Here is an 18,446-nt window from a genome sequence, read left to right as displayed (position 1 = left end):
TTCCAAAAAAGGCAAAGTGCGTACCTGGCTGCTGAGCCCCATCCTATTTTCTTTTTCGCTTCATACTACGAATGGTCGTTTTTGTGGCCTGATCCACCCGATATGATTCTGTAATTTTTTGCAGAGCTTTATTGAAAGTAAAATCATCTAATGTATTATGATTTAAATACGCCATCGTTGCCTCAGGCAGTTTGATATAACAGATCGATATCGCCCATGCTACCGCCATTTGTACATAATAATCCTCACGATGAGTCTGATCTAGCAAAGTAAGCACCCGGTTCATATACTGTTCCTCAATATAAAAATTCAGAAGCATAACCACACCAAACCGAATTCCATATTCTTTCTTGGAGAGCAGGTAGGGTTGAATAAACTCCCATACTCTTTCTTTATGCTGTTTGGTGATTTTCAATCCGGCACAGAAACTGTCACATACGGACCAATTATCAATTTTCGGAACAAACTTGGCGGTATAACTCAAAACTTCCTCTATATCCGTTTTTACAGAACCAATCACCATACCTTGCAGCATGACTTCTTCGAAGTGTTCACTTTCAGCGGTATCTAGGTAGAGACGCCAATCCCCTTTGGCAATATCTTGAGCCAGCTTACGCAGCACTGGCAGCCGTACACCCAGCACATTATTAATCGTCGGAAGCAATGCAGCCGTGAATTTCTGAAAATCCGCATCCACGTATGACAGTATTTGTTCTCTGATTGTTTTCTCCATCGTTTCCACTCCCTGATTCTTAACGAAATGAAATGCTCCACAAATAAATAGAGGCTACCGAACCATAGGGCGAATAAACTCGGCGGTACTCCTCAAATTGCTGCTTGGTCAGTGTTTCCAGATTGTACAGCTTCATCATTCCCCGTCGAATAGCCATATCGCCCCAACTGACGACGTCGGGACGCTCCATGCAATTAATCAGCATCATTTCAGCCGTCCAAGGACCTATCCCTTGCAGCGAGGACAATTTCTGGATCACCTGTGCATCGGAAAGCTCATATAATTCCTGTAAGTCCAATAAGCCCTGCTCGATCGTTTGGGCTATATTAAGGATACATGTGGCCTTTTTCATGGTGATGCCACAGCTTTGAATATCTAAAGCCGTCTGAACGGCTATATTTTGTGGAGTGATCATGCCTAACCTCTCTTGCATCCTTGCCCATATGGTCTGAACCGCCTTGGCCGATATAAGCTGTCCCACAATCGCATGAACGAGCGCCGCAAACAGTTCGGGAATGATTACCCGTTCTACCTTGCCCATTTGCGTCATCGCTGCACCAAGTACGGTGTCTACGTTTTTTAGATAATTGATTTCCTTGTCCCCATAATCAAAGTTTTTGGTCATTACGGTTTGCATTCGTTCTCCCGCTGCCCCCTTATATGGTTCACTCTTGGTTCAATGGCATAGACTTCTGTTCCATCAAGGTTCGAATCCTTCTTTGCTCACGTAGAGCTGTTCTTTCGGGAAAACATGGAGAAAACGTTCATAAACCGTCTTATAGGCAGCAGGATGATACCATTCTTCCAGCCCCAATGACTCGTACAGCGCACCTATTTTTAAGCTACGCGTTCGTCTCCCCCCACTGCCATCTCCCATAAAATAATCATCAATACAGACACGGTTGACCAGAGGCACGAGCTTGTCTGCAAAATGTTCACTGCTTGGAAGCATCGGAGCAATCGTAGCTTGCGTCGGTACACCTGCCTCCTTTAAGAGATGCAGCGTTTGGAGACGAGCCTGGATGGGAGGAGCTTCCGGGGTAAAATGTTTGCGTATATCTTCTCGATCTGTTTCTACAGTCATACTTACACGAACACGATCCCCCAATCGGAGCAGTAAATCGGTATCCCGCCGTACCAGTGGACTGCGCGTCTGTAAAAAGAGAAAATCTGGTGGCTCATCCACCATCACCTCCAGCAGAGACCGGGTCACCTCTTCCTTGTACTCAGCAGGCTGATAAGGATCTGTGCTTGACGACATGAAAATCGTGACTTTACCTTTGGATTTGGCTCTACGAAGTTCCTTGCGAAGAATATCTGCCGCCTGATTTTTAATATCAACCCATGTCCCCCACGCTTCCTTCCGAAATGTGGAGACTGGCAATTGGCGTACATAGCAATACGAGCAACCAAAGGTACAACCTGTATACGGGTTCAACGAGTGTGTATACCCTGACAAGAAGCCGGTCCCTTTATTCAGAAGTGTCTTTGGGGATTTGTAATACTCATTTTTCATACTGAACCAACGCCACTCTTTCCTTTTCGAGCTGCAAAAGCTTAACCTTCATGTCCAAACCACCACGATATCCGGTCATAGCTCCATTTTTACCAATGACCCGATGACAAGGGACCGTAACCAAAATCGGATTAGCACCGATGGCGGCCCCCACCGCACGAACAGAGGCTGGTTTTTGAATAGCGTTGGCAATATCTGAATAGGATAGTGTTTCCCCATACGGAATATCACACAACGCATTCCAAACCGCCAGCTGGAATGCAGTCCCCTGAAAGTCAAAGGGCAATGTAAATTGGGTGCGCTCCCCTTGGAAATATTCAATCAGCTCCTTGGCATAGGGCTGTAAAGCGGCATCCTCTTCAACTAAAGGGCTACCGGGAAATCGACTTCCTGCCCATGAAAACAATTCCTCTACAGGATGATTGGGCGAGCCCACATAACATAATCCTTCCGATGTAGCTGCAATATATAAATTCCAATCCTCATGTGTCAACAATGACCAATAGATCGTTTTATTTATTTGATGTGCCATGCTGTGTACCTCCATTTTATGTTGCTTTCGATTTGAGTTGGCGATATTGCAATGGGGTGTAGCCTGTATTCTTTTTAAATAACGTAATAAAGTAAGGTGCATTGGACAGACCTACGTTCTCCCCCACTTCCGCAACAGATATATCTGAGCAGATGAGCAGCTCCTTCGCTTGTTCCAACCTGGTCTGCTGTATATATTCCATCGGGGTTAGATGCATGACCCGCTTGAAGGTACGATGTAAATGATACGGACTTCCATGACTTATCTCAGCTAGGATGTGCAATGTTAAGTCCTTCATATAGTTAGAATTCACGTATTCTGTAACCCGTGCGATCCATTCATGATCAGGCAATCGTTGTCCTGTCGGTTTACACCTTTTGCATGGACGGAAATGCTCAGCCAATGCCTGTTCCGCTGTTTTAAATATACGGATGTTCTCTCTTTTGGGAGGTCGGGATTTGCAGGAGGGGCGACAAAATATTCCCGTTGTCTTCACGGCGTACAAAAATATCCCGTCATAAGACTTGTCGTTTTCTACGATAGCTCTCCACTTGTCGTCAGTTATGGATAAATCGGATGTACTCATTCAAATCACCTCTCTGATGCAAATGTGACCTCCCACATATCTATGGCAGGATTATTCAAAATCCCTCTGTCTAAATTATAAACTAAATAGTGAACATATGTACCCTTCTTGGAATGTAAAGGCAAGATAACGAAAAAAAGATGACTCCCCGCGGAGCCACCTTTGATCTTACTTCTCTATCTTATTAGGCTTGAAGCTTGCTTGGTTTAGCGGTGATCGTCAACTCATCTGAAGGAGGCTGATATTCCTTTGACCAGTAATCGGCATTTGAAATCCCTGCCTTCTTCGGATCAAATACCGGGTCTATCCCTTGCCTCCGTTGCCGTTCGTAATCCTTAAGCACCAGAAGCGCAGGCTTGGCCAGGAGGATCATAGCAATCAGATTCACCCACATCATAATACCGACCCCCACATCCCCCAGTGTCCACGCCAACGCAGATTCCTTGACAACCGTTCCATAGAATGTCGAACCCAGAATAACCAGCTTTAACAGGAACATAGGCCATTTGGCTTTACGATCGGCAATCAGGTAGGCCATATTCGTTTCAGCGATATAATAATATGCGATAATGGTGGTAAAGGCGAAAAAGAACAATGTAATGGACAAAAGACTCGACCCAAAACCCGGAAATACCGATTCGATGGCAGATTGTGTATATTGAGTTCCTTCTTCAACACCCGGAAGATGCTGCACAATATAGCCCCCACCTGGTCCCTTCACATTGTACATCCCTGTAAACAAGACCATGAAAGCCGTAGACGTACAGACTAAAAAGGTATCTACATATACAGAAAATGCTTGAACCAGTCCTTGCTTTGCCGGATGAGACACTTCTGCGGCGGCGGCTGGATGGGCACCAGAGCCTTGTCCTGCTTCATTCGAATAAATGCCTCGTTTTACCCCCCAGGCAATGGCTGTCCCTGCTATACCACCGAACACTGAATCGATACCGAAGGCACTGCGAAAAATAAGGGCAAATACATCGGGAAGCGCAGTAATGTTCGTCATCATAATATAGAAAGAGACAAGGATGTAGCCAAGTGCCATAAAGGGTATGACTACCTGTGCCACATTGGCAATTCTTTTTACACCACCAAATATGATAAGCGCCAGCAACACCACAACTACTATCCCGGAAACCTTCATATCCATACCAAACGAACTATGAAAAGCTACCGCAATCGAATTCGATTGAGTTCCCGGCAACAGTAAACACATAGCGACCAACGCTACAACTGCGAAAATAACCGCAAACCATTTTAAGCCTGTCCCTTTTTCAATATAAAAGGCCGGGCCGCCTCGATACTGACCATCACGCTTTACCTTATAGATCTGAGCCAGTGTAGATTCAACAAACGCAGTGGCCGATCCGATAAAAGCCATGACCCACATCCAAAATATTGCCCCGGGTCCTCCCATACCGACTGCCAGTGCAATCCCCGCAATATTCCCCGTTCCTACACGTCCTGATAACGCCATCGTAAAGGCCTGAAATGAGGATACACCTGCCTCAGAACTTTTCCCTTTAAAGACAAGGCGAATCATCTCTTTGAAATGTCTGATTTGCAGAAATCGAGTCATAATTGAAAATAATAGCCCCACGCTCAAACAGACATATACCACAGGATTGCTCCAAATGACGCCATTTACTGCCTCTGCCCACTTCTCTAACATTCCTTGCATTTCCCCCTGATCCATCAATTCATATTCAGTTAATGTTTTCAGAAAATTTTTCATATTTACAAGAAATTATAGAATAGTTTTTACAACCGTACAAGCTAATTTAATTGACATATTGTCAATTACAAATCGACTTATCTGCTACCTGAAAGGACGACAAAAAAGCTCTGATGATCCGGGAATATGGATCATCAGAGCCTTGTCCTTAAGACATTTAGGCAATGCTTTCTTTCTCATTCAGAGCGCTAGACAGTTTCAACAGCGGGGCCTGCTCCGTTACCTCTCCTTGAGTGATTGGAAGGACTTCAGTATATTCGGAAGAATTCGTAATGATAACTGGCGTAATCGTAGGATAACCCTCTGCCCTGATTTGCTCAACATCAAACTCAAGCAGTAGGTCCCCAGCTTTCACCTGATCGCCTTCTTTGATATGGGACGTAAAATGTTTACCGTCCAGCTTGACCGTATCTACTCCGACGTGAATCAGAACTTCTGCGCCATGATGCGAAACAACTGCAAGCGCATGTTTTTTCTTGAACGCCACGGTGATGGTTCCATCGAACGGGGCTACGACTCTGCCCGTTGTCGGTTGGATGGCGATCCCTTTACCCATAGCTTCCGAAGCAAATGCAGGATCGGGAACCTCCGACAAAGCGACCACAGTTCCTTCAATTGGGCTAAGTACCTCTTCATTAGAAACAACAACTGTAGAGGTCGATTCTTTAACCGAATTGTTAGTAGTTTCCTCTTCTTCAACTGGATCTTCAAAACCTAAAATATAAGTCAAGATGGCCGACACCAGGAATGAAACGGTAATCCCTAAAATCAATCCCGGGAATCCTTGTCCACCAGGGCCGTAAAAGATCGGCAAGGTCAGCAATCCAGGTGCGCCGGAGGCAAATGCTTGCGTTCCCGCTTGACCGATAATGGCACCACCGACAGCACCACCGATAATACCTGCAATAAACGGACGTTTCAACGGCAGCGTAACCCCATAAACTGCTGGCTCCGTGATGCCGAACAAAGCGGTAAGTGTAGCGGAACCCGCCAGCGTTTTCAGCTTCTTATTTTTGGTTTTCAGCATAACACCGAACGAAGCGCCGGTTTGAGCAAAGATGGAAGCCGCAGCGGAAGGCTTGATCCCGTCTCTGCCATTAACAGCAATATTATTAATGAATACAGGTACAAGGCCCCAGTGAACACCGAAAATAACGAGCAACTGCCAGCAAGCACCAAGGATTGCTCCAGCCAGCAATGGACTAAAGCTAAATGCAGCAACGAGTGCAGTAGCGATCCCGTTGCCCACATACACCCCGACTGGACCAAACACGATCAGGGTTAGAGGAAGCATAATTACAAGTAGAATCAAAGGTGTAATAAAGTTTTTGACGCTCTCATGGATCACTCGATTGCACCATTTTTCCAGCTTACTCATGACGATGACGGCTAAAATGATCGGAATAACGGTAGATGAATAACTCATCATAACAATAGGAATACCGAAAAAGTCCGTAGGTGTAGCTTCCGTTTTTAGCGTGACAATGGTCGGGTAAAGCAACCCTCCGGCAATGGTCAGGGCAACGAAGATATTACCTCCGAATTTCCGTGCCGTTGTAACCGCTAACAAGAGAGGGAGGAAATAAAACAAGCTGTCGGCCGCAGCATACAAAATCATATAGGTAGTGTCTTTCGGTAGCAACCAGCCAAGGTTACTCGCAATCAGCAGCAGACCTTTCAAAATACCGGACCCCGCCATAACTCCAAGCAACGGTGCAAAAATACTGGAAATTACGTCGATTACGGCGCCAAATCCTTTCTTGCCTTTAGCTGAATGATCTTCTTTTCCAGTTTCATTCAAGATATTGGATACATTGCCGATTGCATTATATACCTCTGGTACTTTGTTGCCGACTACAACCTGGAACTGACCACCGCTCTGCTTCACAGTGATAATTCCGTCGGTTTTTTCCAACTTTTCCTTGTCTGCTTTTGCCTCATCTTTTAGCACAAAACGCAGGCGTGTGGCGCAGTGAACGAGCGATACTACATTTTTTTCGCCACCTACCAGGTGTACAATTTCTTTGGCCAGTTTTTCATAACTCATGATAGACACCTCCATGTTCTAAGGGGCTTTTTACATATTTAGGCACACAAAAAACCTAAGCCTTGAAAAATGGTGGGCACTTTAGTCCCGCAATTTTTCATGACTTAGGTTTTGCCTGCATAACCAGTAACAATCCCAGTTAAAACTTATTAAATTCCTGTTACTCTCATAATATAATCAATCTACCATATTTGTCAATAAAAACTTTTTAACGTATAATTTTGATTTTTTTCGTCGGAAAAGTACGACTTATCTATTCACCACTCGTTCAATATGCACGGTCAGATACAGCTTTTCTTCGTTCGTTAATTCGTGGTTGTATTCTTTTTGCACAAAAGCTCCGATTTTCTCTGTACAAGCAGCCGCTTCCTTATGCTTTTCCTTAATCATGTCATACAAATGATCATAGTTATTTTCGTAGTGATTTCCCTTAAATACGCGCTGGGCGAAAAATTTCAGATGCGTAATAAAACGGAAATAGCTCAGAGAGTCCTCGTCGAACTCCACCTTAAAATGATATTTTGCGATATTAATAATTTGCTGGATAAACTTCGTGATACTCATGGTCGTAATGACTTCCTCGTTCATTTCAGCATTCACGATGTGAATCGCAATATAAGCCGCTTCGTCCACAGGCAGTTCAATACCGAGCCTTTGTTTGATTTGCTCCAACGTTTTCAGACCCATCGCGAATTCTTCTTTGTACAGCTGCTTGACTTCCCACAATAACGCGTTTTTGATTTCCAATCCTTCCCGGTATCTTTCAACAGCGAAATTGATATGATCGGTCAGTGAAACATAAATATTTTCGTTCAGCTTTCTGTTCAGATTATGCTTGGCGTCATTAATGACTTCCTCCACAATCACAATCAAATCAAGCGGTACCTCACGCAGCAGCATTTTGAAATTATCGGATGTCTGCTTGTTTTTCAGAGCAAACACCTTCTGAATTCTGGTTTCGTCTACTTTGTCTCCAGGCTTTTTCTTAAAAGCAATCCCCCGACCCATCACCACAAGTTCGGTACCGTCCGTCTGGTAGACGCTGATTACATTGTTGTTGATGACCTTTGCTATGTTCATCTTGATCCCCCGTTCCATATGCCAGCAAGAGCCACACTTGCTCCATCCTCTTTATTGTAAACAGAAAAAAACCGAAGCACGCCAAATAAACAAGACTGTAACATCTTCTTATTTGTGGCTTAGGTTTTGCCTGCTACGCAGTAACAATCCTAAAAATGATGGAATTGCGTCAAGTATAGCTTGAAGAGGAACGATTGTCAACGCTTTCAATGAAGAAACGAAGATCGGAAATCCCCGTGGGCCCGGGACGTCCGATCCTATTTACTTGTGGTACGATTATTCGCCCAGATTTTCACCGTCGGAATGAATTACGTTTTTGTACCAGTGGAAGCTTTTCTTTTTAATCCGTTTCAACGAACCGTTGCCTTCGTTATCACGGTCCACATAAATATAACCGTAGCGTTTTTTCATCTCTCCTGAGGAAGCGCTGACAATGTCAATAGGTCCCCAACTTGTGTAACCGATAATTTCCACTCCGTCTTGCAGAGCCTCACCCATTTCGGCAATATGCCGCTTGAGATAGTCGATCCGGTAATCGTCGTTAACTTCTCCTTCAGGCGAAACCACATCATTGGCACCAAAACCGTTTTCTACTACGAACAGTGGCTTTTGGTAACGGTCATGCAGTTGGTTGGCTGTGATGCGGAATCCTTTTGGATCGATTGTCCAACCCCATTCGGACTTGTCCAGATATGGATTGGCCACGGAGCCAAATACATTACCACTGGTCATGTTCTTGACGATTTCCGGGTCTGTGCTGGTCGTCCGGCTTGAATAATAGCTGAATCCGATATAGTCAACGGTATGATTTTTCAGAATGGCTGCGTCGCCTGATTCCATCTCGATGTTTAATCCATGATCCTTGAAGAAGCGCTTCGCATAACCAGGATATTCACCGCGTGACTGTACATCAATGAAGAAGTAGGACTCGCGGTCTTTTTCCATGCCCTGATACACATCTTCGGGATTACACGTATACGGATAGAAGCTGCCGGCAGCAAGCATACAGCCAATCTTGGCATCCGGGATAATTTCGTGACACGCTTTTACAGCCAACGCGCTTGCAACAAGCTGATGATGTGCAGCCTGGTACTGAATTTGTTTAACGTTTTCACCTTCTTGAAAAACAAGACCGGCGCCAAGAAATGGCAAGTGGAGAAGCATGTTAATCTCGTTGAATGTCATCCAGTACTTCACTTTATCCTTATAGCGGGTGAATACTGTTTTGGCATAGGTTTCAAACAGGCCTACCAGCTTCCGGCTCCGCCAGCTTCCATATTTCTCGACCAGATCCACCGGCACGTCAAAATGAGCGAGGGTAACGACTGGCTGAATGCCGTGTTTATGCAACTCGTCGAACAAATCATCGTAGAATTGCAAACCTGCTTCATTGGGAGTAGCGTCTTCTCCCGTTGGAAAAATACGAGCCCAGGCAATGGAAACACGCAGCGCCTTGAAGCCCATTTCTGCAAATAGCGCAATATCCTCGCGATAGTGATGATAGAAATCAATGGCTTCGTGGGAAGGATAGAATTCGCTTTCAAGTGGAGTCAGCGAGGGAACATTCCCTTTCATTATGCTTCTTCTCTTCTCTCCGGTAGGCAGCAGATCTACCAGACTCAATCCTTTACCGTCTTCCAAATAAGCGCCCTCGGCCTGATTGGCAGCAAGAGCACCGCCCCATAAAAAGTCTTTAGGGAAAATATAACTGGACATAAACATTCTCCTTCCAAATGTGTGATAAAAGGGGTAGCGAAGGGTGACAGACAATAAAAAAACCCAAACCAGCCTGTGTACACTTACAGTGTAAACAAGCCAATTCAGGTTATGCCCTATCGGTAACATCCCATGAAAAGGTTATACGTATTTGATTGAAACTCTAACAAAGATTTGGGAACCTGTCAAATTCATTTGATATAATAACACGCAATTAACAAACCAACAACATTATTTCAATCGCCTATTGGGTAATGAAAAGAACCATGAAAGAGACCTCAGATAAACGACTTTACGAAAGATACCTGGCTGTTCGTCTTCGTCTGGAAGGGCACATGTTTTCGAAGATCGGTGATCTACTCAGTCGCTAATTTAAAATATTTTGTTGCAAGAAATTTAGAAAATCCCTTTGCATAGAGCCAAGAGGTATAATTTTTTTGATTATCTTGAACCTCCAATGCTGTCCTTTACTGTTAAATGACCATATTGCAGAAGACAGATATATGGAATGATATTTTTGTTCTTGTAAATCAGCTACTTCAAATTCAACTTTCTGTACTACTTTAGTGGAAAATAGATTGAGGAAAAGGATAATAATTTTATCATTATTTAGGAGTAATATAGCTCGACTTGTCCAAGCCGAAAGGCTTTGAGGAGTTTGTTAATGAATATCATAATCAAATACCTTTCTATTTGGATGTTCAAATGAAATGACATTTTAAAGAGTATATTCCAAAATATTCAAAACTCGAATTGTTTCCAGTTGTTAATCCGTTTCATAAACTGGCCGACATGAAGCTTAATCTTATAAAACCTCTAAAAAAACACGTTATTCGCCACATTGGATTTAAGCCACAGCCATAGCCCCTCTACTGGATTTAGGTTGGGACTATAGGGCGGAAGAAAAACCAGGTGCAGGCGTAGATGTTCCTATCTCATTTGACAATATAATTAGTCTCATTTAATGTTATGAACCACATCTGGTGCCTCTTTTATCTGATATAACAAAGGAGGATAACCATTTCGAAATACCAGAACATCAGGCACATGTAACCAAAATTTTTTTCTCTAATTTTTTTGTTTTATATGGGATGGGGACTTCAACGGGTTGAACATAGTAATATAATGTTGAAACATCCACCTCTAGAAAATAATAAAATAAACACTCATTCAATGAGTGGTACTCGACAGTACGCTTCATCTTTCTACTGTGAAAACTTCCGATGATGTGAGGCCTTTGCCAGCTGATTTTATTATCTACTCTCCGTTTTGGTGAGAATTCTTGGTCTTCATGTAGCCAGTTTTTATTATTCCACATTAAAGATTCCATGTAGAAAACCTCCCTTCCTGGTAATCAATATTACCAACCTCCAAAGCGTAAATCACTCGGCTATAATGCAATGCTAAGTTTGACTTCTGGCCCACAGTCCGTTATCAGATACGGTTGCTCGACAAGAAACACCGTGCTGAAAATGCGGTTTTCCTCTGTAGGAATATATCCCCTTCTCCTTTCGGGTAACAAATTAATTAGCTGATCTAGTTTTTATCTTTTCATAAATAAAATTAAGAATAGAGATTTTCACATGTAACCTCTAAAAAAGCGACACTACATATTTTCTGCAGCGTCGTCTCGTTAGTGTTATTTTTAATTGTTGTTTCAAAGTGTCTTATGGCAGTTATTAACCACATATAGCTTGAATTAAAAACGTCCTCAGAATATCTAAAGTAATTTAACGATACGGATTCAATTCAGACAATAATCTTTCTTATCTTTTAATAATTCATGCCTTTTATTTTCTTATAGAGCACAGTGTAAATGTATCCGGTAGATATATTTTTAGCTTCGCGGTATTGATCAATTTCTGTCATGAAGAACAAGTCCTTGTACTTCTCCGAGTATTCTACGAATCGTGTAGGTCCCGCCATAGCTCTAATGAACTTCTTTGCCCATTAGACGTCCTTGCATTTTTTTCAGCCGCTCCAGAGCTCCTTCTTCATCAATGGCCATGTCGTACATTTGGTGGGCAAGCTGGAACCCTTGATCACTGACCAGGGCTTGTTTCCATGGACGGGATATAATGGAGTGGGACAGATGTCTCGTTGAACGCGGTGCCTGCATGATCATCTCCGCAAGCTCCCATGCGCGAGGAAGAAGCTTTTCCCGGGGCAGGACTTCACTAACGATGCCCAGGTCCAAGGCGGTTTGACCATTGATATTCTTGCCGGTGTATGCGTAATATGCTGCTTTCTTGAAACCGATCATGTTCTGCAGTGTGAGCAGCATTCCATCTCCGGGAGGTGTGCCTCCCAGATAATGAGGATCAAAAAAGTCCGCGTCTTCAGTACAAATGGTAATATCGCAGAGAGTTGCGAGTTCACAGTGCGTTCCCGGCCCGTTGATCGCCCCGATGGTGGGGATGTCAATGCAGAATATCAAATTTTCAAGCAGTCTCAGCGATTCATGATACTGTTCGAGCTTCTTTTGCTTCGGCCAGTCCATAAATTTTGTATTCCAGACCTCAGGGTCCCCTATTACCCATTTATCCCCTGTTCCTGAAATAATCATTACCTCGTTCTCAGGGTCGCGGCCAATATCTGACCATGCATGGGACCATGCCGTATGGGCTTCCCAAGAATGCTTGTACGGCCCTCCGTCGGTATGCAACCGTACTTCGATGATTCCGTCACGGCGGGTCATTAATAGAAATTCCTTGTATTTCTCCGAGTACTCTTCAAATTTGGTTGGTCCAATCATACGTCTCTCTGTCATTTCAATTCCTCCTGGTTTTGTTGAGATATTATCTATTACTTTCAAGCCAATCTCTGGCGAAAGCAGCGTAAGCCGCAGCCCCTTTGTACAGCACCTCATCCGAGAACATCGTCTTTGGATGGTGCACAGGGTAACCATAGCCTTCCTCGGTATTGCCTGCGTTAAGAAATACTGAGGTACTTGGCACCGCTTGTGAGATAAATGCGAAGTCTTCCGATCCCATTAATTTCCCGCCGGGTATCAATTGGGTTATACCGATTAAGGAACTGGCGCCAAAAGTGTTTGCAATCGTAGTTCTCATTTGACGGTTAAGCCCGCTGTCCGTTTTCGCCTCAGGACATCCCCTGGTATAGATCACATCCACCTTTGCCTGAAAAGTTTCTCCGATACCTGCAGAAATGTCGTGGATACGGGTTTCCATTTTGTCCCGCAATGCGGCGTTAAATGTGCGTACGCTTCCTTTCATTCTGGCCGTATCGGGAATCACGTTGTTTGTACTTCCGCCTTCCATCACGCCAATGGTAAGGACGACACTCTCAACTGGCGGAATTTCACGGCTGAGAATACCCTGCAGCGCCAGATGAAGATGAGCAGCCACATTTAACGGATCGACCGCGGCACTCGGCATTGCTCCATGTGCACCCCTTCCGCGGATGATGATTTCGAACCAATCAGAGGAAGCTGAGATAGCTCCACCGGCCTCAGGCACTACAAATTGCCCGATAGGAATTGGCATTCCGGTCAACACATGAAGCATCATGGCTGCATCCACCTTAGGATTATCAAGAATCCCATTCTCAAGCATCATCTTTGCCCCGTGCAGAGTCTCTTCACCCGGCTGAAACATAAGCTTAACCGTCCCGCGAAGCTGCTCTTCGTTGGCCTTCAGGATCTCCGCAGCTCCGAGCAGCATGGAAGTATGCAAGTCATGACCGCATGCATGCATGTTTCCGTTCAACGACGCAAAAGAAAGCTCCGTTTCTTCTTGAATGGGCAGCCCATCCATATCCGCACGGATAAGGATCACCTTCCCGGCATGTTGTCCGCCTATCGTAACCATTAGACCTGACTCTCCTACGGGAGTAGGCTCAAGCCCCATCGACTCCAACACCTCTTTTACGTAGGCAGTTGTCCTCGGCAAACTTAAATCAAGTTCCGGAACCGCATGAAGATGATGCCTGTGCTTGACCAATTTGTCCTGCAGCTGATGGGCCATACTCAAAAAACCTCCAGCTTCTTCAATCACAATAAACATCTCCCAAAGCACAAATTGAATGAACGTAAGAACAGAGTAAACATTCCCCCCTTCATATTTTAAGACTTTTTGAGAACGCTTTTATCGTACTTTTAAATCCATTCGCTGTCAAGAGAAAATAAGACATTTTAAGAACATTATTTTAGAGGCTGCCGGAACATTGAAATATCACATTTATTGTGATATAACTCTTTTGATTGAACTGTTTATGAAAGGAATCTATCATGAAAATCAAGCTGGGTATTATCACGCCTGAGACCCATATGGACTATTTCCGCGCCATTGAAGAAGAAATGCGGCCCTTATGTCAGTTCAGGTTTCTTACAATCAGTAACTTCCGGGAAACAACAGACATCTATCTCAAAAACTTAGATTCGGTGGATGGATTTGTGATCAGTGGCAGGATGCTTTACGAGTCAATCGATAAGGAATGCCTGGATGAAAAAGTACCTGTTCACATTTTGCAGGATGATGAAAACCTGCTTTACAGGGAACTTTTCCGGCTGCTGGTTACAGAACCTGGGCTTGATATATCCCGGATCTATGTGGATTATGCGTATATAATCAAGTCTTTCAGCGAATTCCAGCAATACCTGACTCATGAGGGAAAGCCCATTGACAGCGGTGATCTGCTCGAACGGGTGGAGACAATGCTGGAGAACCATATCACTCTATGGGAAGACAAGAAAATAGACTTGTCCATCACCGCGTTCGGCCACTTTGTTCCAGAACTCAAAAAGCACGGAGTCAGATATATCTTAATCCGGCCCACTTTGGAAAACGTTAAAGAGACCATAAGAGAGATCATCAACGAGATTACTATCCTCAAGCTTAAGAGTCAGAGGGCAGTTGTCGCATGCTTATCGACCAGAACGGCGGATCCGCTATCTGAAGAGCAGCTTCATGAGCTAAAGGTCCTTGTCGGCAGGTTTCTGCGCAGCGTGAATCTGGCAGACACGGCCCAAATTTCGGAAGGCTTTGTCAGACTATACACCACCTACGGAAATTTCATGAAAATCACCACTAACGCGCATAACTGCACCCTACTGGAGTATCTGGAAGAGCGCATAAGCGACAAGGTGAAGATCGGGTGGGGCTCGGGACATGAATATTTTCAAGCTAACATTAACGCCACCAAAGCTCACAGACAGGCGGAAGCCTTTACGGGCAGCTGCAGCTTTTTTATAAACGAGGATCAGAAGGTTATCGGCCCAATGCGGAGCATGAATGTCATACAGTTCTCTGAACAGGGGGACCCGGAAATCATCGCGTTAGCCAAAACTATCGGAATAAACAACATCAACTTGCAAAAAATCATGTCTTATGCAGAAATCATGAGAACAAATAAATTATCCTCTGAGGATGTTGCTGGGTGCCTGTCCATGACCGTCAGAGGTGCAAACCGTATCCTTAACAAAATTGAAGAAAGTAAATACGTACAAACGGTATTTGAAAAACGAGACAACAGTAAAGGGCGACCCAAAAAATACTACGAACTGTTGTTTCTTGACAAAGAAGGGCGCAAATTAAGCAGATGACACTCATTGTTACGTTTGCCATTTCGACTTTAAATTAATGGCAAAAAAGGCACATTTTCAAAACTGAAAACGTGCCTTTTTTTTGAGCTTGATTTACCAAGCCAAATCACTTCCTGGCCGGACGACCAGCTCTGCATATGCTGCCCCCTCATCTGGGAACAACCTAAAAACATTATTTAACTCGAATTTGTTTCTTTAACAACATGATTTGTCCGATATGATATGCATTATGAATACTTAAATTAGAAACAACTCCCCACCAAGGAGCATTAAAATATTCTGGAAGTTGTTTTGTGAGCTTTGATTCATCTGTTTCTTCTAAAATAACTCTCCAATTGCTAAATACATTCTCAAGTCTATTTAATGTTTCCTTCCAGCCTAAATCATTCAATTGATCTTGAGTCAAAGAAAATGTCTCATCATTGTTAATAGCATTATTTAATATAAATTCTCCTGCCTTAAAACGCTCAAGCCATGTTTCATTCCAATAAATAAGATGATTCACTATGGACCATATGGTTTGTTTATTGTCATTCTCAGTAACTGCTTCCGTTGCTGTTAGATCATCCAGTATATCCGCAAGAGGAATGAACCAACTCTTATCGTTATAACATGCAGTTAATTGATCTATTAAAATTGATTTATAGGTCATCAAATGCTCCTCATCTCTTAATCGATTTAGGGTTCTTTCGGATAACGTTCCTATATTCACGACTCAGCGAATGCCGGACCCAGGACGAAAGTCCGCAGCATGAATATTATGTTAGATGTAACAGCCTACTTTGAATTACCTTCAGTCGTTCTTACAAAAAAAGAACACCAAGCCACTTCTACTTGGGTTTTCGGGGACATTGACTGTCTCATTTAGATGGTATAAACAGTCTCATTTAATAATATAATTAGTCTCAATTGATGTTATAAACCACAGCCCCGTGTTCACTCTCTTAGTTTCGTTGTCTCATGGCCTCAAATAACAGCACCGTAGAAGCCATCGCCGCGTTCAGTGATTCCGCTTGCCCCTGCATCGGAATGAATATCGACTCATCCACCATGCGCGCGGTAGCATCAGAAATACCTTGGCCTTCGTTTCCGATCACAAGCCAAGTGGAAACACGCAAATCTATGGTATAGCATGACAAGCTCGCATCCAACGAGGTGCTGAGCAAGCGGGCACCTTTACTTTTGGCCTGCGGCAAAAGCTCCTCCAGACTGCCTTCAATCACCGGCAGGTGAAACAACGATCCCATCGTGGAGCGAATCGTTTTGGGATTGTACAGGTCGGCGCAGCCATGACCCAATATTACGCCTGCGGCTCCAGCAGCGTCCGCGCTGCGGATGATGGTGCCTACATTGCCGGGGTCCTGCACCCCGTCCAGCACCATTACCAGTGCATCCGGCTGCTCCAGCAATGCCGGGAATGCGCTGCGCTCCTCCTTACGCACGATGGCAAAAACCGACTGCGGCGTCTTCGTATCGGTGCATTTTGCAATGACCGCCGCTGACACGGGAACCCATTCCACCGGCTGGTCGGCTGGATCCAGGCCATTCAGCTCGGCGGGAATGCCCTTGTCCAAATCATAGGCGACGGTTTCGACAGCCGCGTCCGAACGCAGCGCTTCCTGCACCAGATGAATACCCTCGACAATATATTTATGCTGCCGTGTGCGATGCTTTTTCTCCAGCAGTTGCGCCCACTCTTTTACACGCGCATTATTCGGTGAAATGATTTCCATTCGTTTAACCTTCCGTTTCTTTGTCCGTTTCAATAAAAATAAATGATGTATCACTTGCACTTGAACACAAGCCCTCATTAGGCTGCAAATGCCAGCTCCAGCTTGGTCAGGTCATCCTTGTGGCCCACAATGACCAGTACATCACCCGGCTCCAGACGATCCTCGGCATAAGGTGAAATGTTCATTTCCTGATTTCTGCGAATCGCCATCACATTGCAGCCGAAGCGTGCACGTATGTCTAACTCTTTCAGGTTTTTTCCAATCATGGAATCGGCGGCTCTCATCTCCAAAATACTGTAGTCCTTGGACAGCTCGATATAATCCAAAATGTTGGGGGATGTCAAATGATGGGCTACCCGTAACCCCATATCCCGTTCAGGATAAACGACTTTATCTGCACCTATCTTTTGCAACACTTTTCCATGCAGCTCATTTTGTGCCTTGACCACAAGAGCTGGTACGCCCATGTCCTTGAGAATCAATGTCGTCAGAATACTGGCCTGTATATCTTCGCCAATCGCAACTACGATTACGTCAAAATTACGGATACCCAGCGCTCGCAGCGCTTCCTCATCCGTCGAGTCGGCAGACACCGCATGCGTCACAATATTCGACATTTCCTGTGTACGCTGCTCGTCCGAGTCAATAGCCAGCACATCAAAACCCATCTCACTCAGCGCACTGGCAACACTGGAACCAAAACGTCCCATGCCAATAACCGCATACTGTTTTTTTGCCATTCCTTCTTTACCTCCCGATCACCATACTGTCCGTCATAGTATAGCATATCATGCTACAAACATAAATTTTGACATACTTATGCCAAATGCTTCTCCATGTATACTGGACAACAGCCCAAGCCATAATACATTCGATCACTACTACAACATACGGGAGGTACACATGCCCATTACAATGGATTTACGACAAGCAATTGTTCACAAAGTACACGGCAAATCAGAAGCTGATCTTACGGATATGATTATTGGGTCAGTGGACGGACCTGAAGCCGCTCTGCCTGGATTGGGTGTCATTCTTGAAATCGCTTGGAAGCATATGAGCCCAAATCAACAGCACGATTTCGTCCATTTGGCACATGAACAAATCGATAAAATCAAACCCGTGCCTTTAACCTAGCTCTAGCTATTTAACTTTTTGTTCCAATTTAATTGTGCTCATTATTTTACCCGTATTCGAAAATG

At 44.2% G+C, this 18,446-nt stretch carries 17 protein-coding genes and 1 pseudogene; 2 read left to right on the top strand and 16 right to left on the bottom strand.

The features are described 5' to 3' along the window. Window positions 1-43 precede the first annotated feature (43 nt). The 13 genes from G9G53_RS14230 to G9G53_RS14165 form a co-directional block, all read right to left on the bottom strand. On the bottom strand, window positions 44-733 hold the full coding sequence (locus G9G53_RS14230) for a DNA alkylation repair protein (protein ID WP_165148468.1): 690 nt from the start codon (window positions 731-733) through the stop codon (window positions 44-46). 19 nt (window positions 734-752) lie between these two features. Beyond that, window positions 753-1,370: a DNA-3-methyladenine glycosylase family protein gene (locus tag G9G53_RS14225; RefSeq protein ID WP_165148465.1), complete on the bottom strand. Its 618-nt coding sequence runs from the start codon at window positions 1,368-1,370 to the stop codon at window positions 753-755. A gap of 63 nt (window positions 1,371-1,433) precedes the next feature. Further along, on the bottom strand, window positions 1,434-2,249 hold the full coding sequence (locus tag G9G53_RS14220; protein ID WP_165148462.1) for an SPL family radical SAM protein: 816 nt from the start codon (window positions 2,247-2,249) through the stop codon (window positions 1,434-1,436). Continuing rightward, complete coding sequence (locus G9G53_RS14215) at window positions 2,239-2,781, bottom strand: methylated-DNA--[protein]-cysteine S-methyltransferase (protein WP_029518188.1); 543 nt, start codon at window positions 2,779-2,781, stop codon at window positions 2,239-2,241. The genes G9G53_RS14220 and G9G53_RS14215 overlap by 11 nt, the downstream gene beginning before the upstream one ends. A 16-nt stretch (window positions 2,782-2,797) precedes the next feature. Beyond that, the gene (locus G9G53_RS14210; protein WP_039272725.1) at window positions 2,798-3,367 is read right to left on the bottom strand and encodes a bifunctional transcriptional activator/DNA repair enzyme AdaA; all 570 of its coding nucleotides are present in this window, start codon (window positions 3,365-3,367) and stop codon (window positions 2,798-2,800) included. Between the two features lie 184 nt (window positions 3,368-3,551). After that, entirely contained in the window at window positions 3,552-5,042 is a 1,491-nt protein-coding gene (locus G9G53_RS14205) for an alanine/glycine:cation symporter family protein (RefSeq protein ID WP_029518187.1), read from the bottom strand. Window positions 5,043-5,262: 220 nt separating this feature from the next. Beyond that, a complete protein-coding gene (locus tag G9G53_RS14200) occupies window positions 5,263-7,152 on the bottom strand; it encodes a beta-glucoside-specific PTS transporter subunit IIABC (RefSeq protein ID WP_165148459.1) in 1,890 nt (629 codons plus the stop codon). 249 nt (window positions 7,153-7,401) lie between these two features. Next, on the bottom strand, window positions 7,402-8,232 hold the full coding sequence (gene licT, locus G9G53_RS14195; RefSeq protein ID WP_061829908.1) for a BglG family transcription antiterminator LicT: 831 nt from the start codon (window positions 8,230-8,232) through the stop codon (window positions 7,402-7,404). Window positions 8,233-8,508: 276 nt separating this feature from the next. After that, the gene (locus G9G53_RS14190) at window positions 8,509-9,948 is read right to left on the bottom strand and encodes a 6-phospho-beta-glucosidase (protein ID WP_165148456.1); all 1,440 of its coding nucleotides are present in this window, start codon (window positions 9,946-9,948) and stop codon (window positions 8,509-8,511) included. Between the two features lie 816 nt (window positions 9,949-10,764). Continuing rightward, the gene (locus tag G9G53_RS14180) at window positions 10,765-10,860 is read right to left on the bottom strand and encodes a transposase (RefSeq protein WP_238796269.1); all 96 of its coding nucleotides are present in this window, start codon (window positions 10,858-10,860) and stop codon (window positions 10,765-10,767) included. A gap of 127 nt (window positions 10,861-10,987) precedes the next feature. After that, entirely contained in the window at window positions 10,988-11,278 is a 291-nt protein-coding gene (locus G9G53_RS14175) for a hypothetical protein (RefSeq protein ID WP_165148453.1), read from the bottom strand. Window positions 11,279-11,878: 600 nt separating this feature from the next. Next, window positions 11,879-12,718, bottom strand: a complete 840-nt coding sequence (locus G9G53_RS14170) for an enoyl-CoA hydratase/isomerase family protein (protein ID WP_029518183.1) — start codon at window positions 12,716-12,718, stop codon at window positions 11,879-11,881. Window positions 12,719-12,746: 28 nt separating this feature from the next. Then, on the bottom strand, window positions 12,747-13,934 hold the full coding sequence (locus G9G53_RS14165; RefSeq protein ID WP_238437844.1) for a M20 metallopeptidase family protein: 1,188 nt from the start codon (window positions 13,932-13,934) through the stop codon (window positions 12,747-12,749). 263 nt (window positions 13,935-14,197) lie between these two features. Between G9G53_RS14165 and G9G53_RS14160 the strand changes: the two genes are divergently transcribed. Beyond that, window positions 14,198-15,511: a hypothetical protein gene (locus tag G9G53_RS14160; protein ID WP_029518181.1), complete on the top strand. Its 1,314-nt coding sequence runs from the start codon at window positions 14,198-14,200 to the stop codon at window positions 15,509-15,511. Between the two features lie 172 nt (window positions 15,512-15,683). On the opposite strand, the gene G9G53_RS14155 is transcribed toward G9G53_RS14160, so the two are convergent. From G9G53_RS14155 to G9G53_RS14145, 3 genes and pseudogenes are all read right to left on the bottom strand, one after another. Further along, a complete protein-coding gene (locus G9G53_RS14155; protein WP_069012594.1) occupies window positions 15,684-16,163 on the bottom strand; it encodes a DinB family protein in 480 nt (159 codons plus the stop codon). Between the two features lie 292 nt (window positions 16,164-16,455). Next, a complete protein-coding gene (locus G9G53_RS14150; RefSeq protein ID WP_165148842.1) occupies window positions 16,456-17,244 on the bottom strand; it encodes a TrmH family RNA methyltransferase in 789 nt (262 codons plus the stop codon). A gap of 77 nt (window positions 17,245-17,321) precedes the next feature. After that, window positions 17,322-17,987, bottom strand: a pseudogene (locus G9G53_RS14145) (potassium channel family protein); the annotation flags it as partial. A gap of 160 nt (window positions 17,988-18,147) precedes the next feature. Here G9G53_RS14145 and G9G53_RS14140 point away from each other — a divergent pair. Next, the gene (locus G9G53_RS14140) at window positions 18,148-18,381 is read left to right on the top strand and encodes a small acid-soluble spore protein SspI (RefSeq protein ID WP_016819939.1); all 234 of its coding nucleotides are present in this window, start codon (window positions 18,148-18,150) and stop codon (window positions 18,379-18,381) included. Window positions 18,382-18,446 lie beyond the last annotated feature (65 nt).

It is taken from the genome of Paenibacillus sp. EKM206P (assembly GCF_011066155.1).
Lineage (GTDB): Bacteria > Bacillota > Bacilli > Paenibacillales > Paenibacillaceae > Paenibacillus > Paenibacillus polymyxa_D.
The sequence above is the reverse complement of the archived record's forward strand: the minus strand, read 5'-3'. Positions and strand labels throughout refer to the sequence as shown.